Source organism: Rhodococcus sp. R1101, from assembly GCF_000278445.1.
In the GTDB taxonomy this organism is placed as follows: domain Bacteria; phylum Actinomycetota; class Actinomycetes; order Mycobacteriales; family Mycobacteriaceae; genus Rhodococcus; species Rhodococcus gordoniae.
On record NZ_AJVB01000345.1, the window covers coordinates 1 to 4,107 of the forward strand.

4 protein-coding genes and 1 pseudogene are annotated in these 4,107 nt (G+C 66.2%); all 5 read right to left on the minus strand.

The window, feature by feature from the left end:
• Nucleotides 1-643, minus strand: a 643-nt coding sequence (locus R1101_RS0117455) for an MCE family protein (protein WP_016934652.1), incomplete at its 3' end; no start/stop codon positions are given.
• Nucleotides 640-2,013, minus strand: coding sequence for an MCE family protein (locus R1101_RS0117460; protein ID WP_016934653.1), 1,374 nt, complete (start codon nucleotides 2,011-2,013; stop codon nucleotides 640-642). The genes R1101_RS0117455 and R1101_RS0117460, both read right to left, overlap by 4 nt.
• Nucleotides 2,010-2,870: an MlaE family ABC transporter permease gene (locus R1101_RS0117465; protein WP_026003404.1), complete on the minus strand. Its 861-nt coding sequence runs from the start codon at nucleotides 2,868-2,870 to the stop codon at nucleotides 2,010-2,012. The genes R1101_RS0117460 and R1101_RS0117465 overlap by 4 nt, the downstream gene beginning before the upstream one ends.
• Nucleotides 2,871-2,874: 4 nt before the next feature.
• Complete coding sequence (locus R1101_RS0117470; RefSeq protein ID WP_006552286.1) at nucleotides 2,875-3,666, minus strand: MlaE family ABC transporter permease; 792 nt, start codon at nucleotides 3,664-3,666, stop codon at nucleotides 2,875-2,877.
• Nucleotides 3,667-3,736: 70 nt separating this feature from the next.
• Nucleotides 3,737-4,107 (minus strand): annotated as a pseudogene (locus R1101_RS0117475) (ABC transporter ATP-binding protein); the annotation flags it as partial.

The window sequence follows — 4,107 nt, forward strand, 5'->3', positions numbered from 1 at the left end:
CGTCGCGCTGGTCGATCGTGGCGAGGACGGTGTTGAGATTGTCGATCACCGCACCGATCACCCGATCCTTGTCGGCGATGGTGTTCGTCAGCGACGCGGTGCTGCGGACCAGGTCGTCGACGGTGCCCGCCTCGCCCTGGAACACCTGGACGATCTGGAACGAGAGCTTGTTGACGTCGTCGGCGCTCAGGGTCTGGAACAACGGCCGGAAGCCGTCGAAGAGCGTCGTGAGATTCACCGCCGGTTTGGTGCGTTCGATCGGGATCGTCGCGCCGCCGGTGATCTTCTCGCCCTGCCGGCCCTCGCCCTGAGCGAGGGCGACGTACCGCTGGCCGACGAGATTGCGGAACCGGATGGTCGCGGTGGCACCGGCCGGGAGCCAGTCGCGCTCCTCGAGCGAGAAGGTGACCCGCGCCTGCCGTTCGTCGAAGACCGAGATCTCCTCGACCTGCCCCACACGGACACCCGCGATCCGGATGTCGTCGCCCGGGTTGAGCGAGGTGACGTCGGAGAAGATCGCGTGGAACTTCGTTCCGCCACCACCTCCGACACTCGCGATGGTCGCGGCGAGAACACCGGTCGCGAGGACGGTGACGACAGCGAACACGACGAGTTTGATCAGGGGTGCTGCCAGGCCTCTCACTGGAAGCTCACCTCCGTACCGCGGATCGCCGGAGCCCCGAGCCGGGTGGTCCAGGACGGTACGTCCTCGGGTTCGACGCCGGTGGCCTGTCCGTAGATCACGTCGAGCGTGTCCTGTTCCATACGCGAACCGGCGTACGAGACCGGAGTCGCGTCATTGTTCGAGGTGCCGATGATGTCGCCGACCGCGTCGGGCACGCCGGATCCTTCCGGAGCAGGGAAGAAGTCGACGGTCGCCGGGCCGGGATTACGCGACGGGACCTGGTAGGAACCGTCGTTGATCGAGCCGCCCGGATACTGCGGGAACTTGCGGCCGGGCGCGGTGACGTCGCCGTAACAGGCCGGTCCGCGATCGTCGAGGAGTCGTGGCTCGTCCTGGTTCGGCAGGTAGCGACCCTTGGGATTGGTGAACTGGATGTTCGCGCGCACTCCCGGGTAGGGGTCGTCCACGCCGAGCAGGTCGACAGCAGCCGGCTTCGCAGCGGCGAATTCTTCGAAGGTGCACGGGAAGGACGGCGAGTACCGTGCGAGGATCTGCAACGCTTCCTTCGAATCGGCGGACAGGGTGATGATCGAGCGGGAGTTCTGCTCGATGAAATCGGCCGTCTGCGACGACGCTCCCGTCGCGCTCGCGAGCAGGGTGCGGATCTGGTTCTGCTGTTCGACGACCGTGCCGCCCGTCGTGCGCAGGTTGTTCAGCGCCTCGACGAGATCGGGTGCGGCCTCGGAGTAGGTCTGTGAGAAGTCGGCGAGTCCGCGCAGATCCTCCTGCAGGGTGGGCAGTTCGACGTTCACCTCGCGGAAGATCCGTTCGAGGTCGTCGACCGTCCGTCCCAGCTTCTCACCGCGACCGCTCAATCCCTGTGCCAGCGCACCGAGCGTGTTGGCGAGGTCCTGCGGCGGGACGGCCTCGAGGAGCGGGAGCAGCCCGTCGAGCACGTCGCCGAGTTCGACGGTGCGTTCGCTGGTGTCCTGCACCAGCACGTCGCCGTTCGTGACGGGGCGGTCCGGGTCGTCGGGCAGGATCAGCGAGACGTACCGCTCGCCGAAGAGGGTCTTCGGCAGCAGCTGGGCGGTCGCGTTCACCGGGATCAGGGCGGCCTTGTCGGGGTCGAGGGCGAGATGCGCGGTGACGTCGCCGCCTTCCGCGCTCGTTCCGCGGACCTCACCGACGAGCACACCGCGCGCCTTCACGTCCGCGTTGAGCGGCAGCGCGTTTCCGATGCTGTCGGTGCGGAGATCGACCTCCACGACCTTCGTGAAGGTCTTGTTGTACATCGCAATCGTGACGTAGAGGAACAGCGCCAGCACCACGAAGAAGACGAGGCCCAGGGTGCGGCGACGCAACGGCGAAGTGGTCGTGTCGCTCATCCGGCAACCCTCACCGTGGTCGACGTGCCCCAGATCGCGAGGCTGAGGAAGAAGTCGAGAACGGCGATCGTGACGATCGCGGTGCGCACCGCGCGGCCCACGGCCACACCGACACCGGCGGGGCCGCCGCTGGCGTGGAAGCCGTAGTAGCAGTGGATGAGAATCACCACGAACGCGAAGACCAGCACTTTCGCGAACGAATAGAGCACGTCCTCGGGTGGGAGGAACAGATAGAAATAATGGTCGTACGAGCCGCTCGACTGGCCGTTGAACAGCGTGCTGATCGTGCGGGTCGCGAGGTAGGCGGCGAGGAGACCGATGATGTACAGCGGGATCACGGCGACGAAGCCGGCGATCATCCGGGAGGTCACCAGGAACGGCAGCGACGGCACGGCCATCACTTCGAGGGCGTCGATCTCCTCGCTGATCCTCATGGCGCCGAGCTGTGCCGTGAAGCCGCAGCCCACCGTCGCCGACAACGCGAGCGCCGCGACGATGGGGGCGAGCTCACGGGTGTTGACGTAGGCCGAGAGGAAGCCGGTGAGCACCGACGAACCGAGCTGTTCGAGCGCGGCGTAACCCTGCAGACCCACCACGACGCCGGTGAAGCCGGACATCATTGCGATGACGCCGATGGTGCCCCCGATCACGGCGAGTGCACCGCTGCCGAAAGTGACCTCGGCGAGCAACCGCAGGACTTCCTTGCGGTAGTGGGTCAGGGTTCGCGGGGTCCATGCCACGGCACGCGCATAGAAGGACATCTGATCGCCCGCGCGGTCGAGCACGTTCAGCGGTGCGCGCACCGCTCGGCGACCCCGGAGAAGAACGAGATCTCCGCGGCCTCTGGAGACTGTCATCTGGTCAGGATCCCTTCGCAGGAACGATCTGCAGGTACACCATCGTCAGGATCAGGTTCGCGAAGAAGAGCAGCAGGAACGTGATGACGACGGTCTGGTTCACGGCCTCCCCCACGCCTTTCGGCCCCGCACCGGGGTGCAGGCCCTTGTAGGACGCGACGACGCCGGCGATCAACCCGAAGATCGCGGCCTTGAGTTCGGCGACATAGAGGTCGGGTAGCTGTGCGAGGGCCGAGAAGGACGCGAGGTACGCGCCGGGCGTGCCTCCCTGCAGCACCACGTTGAAGAAGTAACCACCGGCGATGCCGATCACGGAGACGAGGCCGTTGAGCAGAAGCGCGACGAGAACCATCGCCAGTACTCGCGGGACGACGAGACGCTGGATGGGATTGATGCCCAGCACCTCCATGGCGTCGATCTCCTCGCGGATCGTCCGCGATCCGAGGTCTGCGGTGACCGCGGATCCGGCGGCGCCGGCGATCAGCAGGGCCGTCACGATCGGACTGCCCTGCTGGATGACCGCCAGCACACTCGCTGCGCCCGTGAACGATTCGGCGCCGAGCTGCTTGATCAGCGAACCGGTCTGCAACGACACGACAGCGCCGAACGGGATCGCGACGAGCGCGGTCGGAAGAATCGTCACGCTGGCGATGAACCACGCCTGCTCGATGAATTCCCGAAACTGGAACGGTCGGCGGAAAGTGTTCCGCACGACGTCGACGAACAGTTCGACGATGTTGCCGGCCTGGGTGAGTGCGCCGTGAACCGGCCGCACGAGCGAACTGCCCGCCCCCATCTGCTCTCCTACTTCTCCAGCCTGCGGCTGCACTACTTCTGTCGCTGTACCCCTGCTGATGAGGCTGTTGCTACCTCTGGACCTGCTGCTCGTACCCCTCTCCGGTGTAGGCGGGGATGACCTGGGTGTCGTCGTCGGCGTAGCCACGAGAGGTGTGTGGTGTGCCGTTGTGGTCGAGCGATTCGGCAATGGCCTGTTGGGCGGCAGGAGGCAGGGTGTGCAGGATCGAGCGCACCCGTTGCTGCCGACGCGCCACCGCCTGCCGCTCCGGCATACCCGGAGTCGCCTGCATCTGCGGCACGATCCCTTCGATGTCATCGACCCCACCGGCATGATGCCCGGCCTCCACGAGCGCCTGCTCGTGCGCCATCGTCGCCTCGTCCTTCTCCTCCGACATCCCGATCGGACCGATCATCGTGCCGTTGAGGAACTGCTTGACCA

Excerpts from the sequence above, each read along its gene's own strand:
- R1101_RS0117465 (WP_026003404.1), bottom strand. The coding sequence starts at position 2,870 with ATGACAGTCTCCAGAGGCCGCGGAGATCTCGTTCTTCTCCGGGGTCGC.
- R1101_RS0117470 (WP_006552286.1), bottom strand. The coding sequence starts at position 3,666 with ATGGGGGCGGGCAGTTCGCTCGTGCGGCCGGTTCACGGCGCACTCACC.
- R1101_RS0117460 (WP_016934653.1), bottom strand. The coding sequence starts at position 2,013 with ATGAGCGACACGACCACTTCGCCGTTGCGTCGCCGCACCCTGGGCCTC.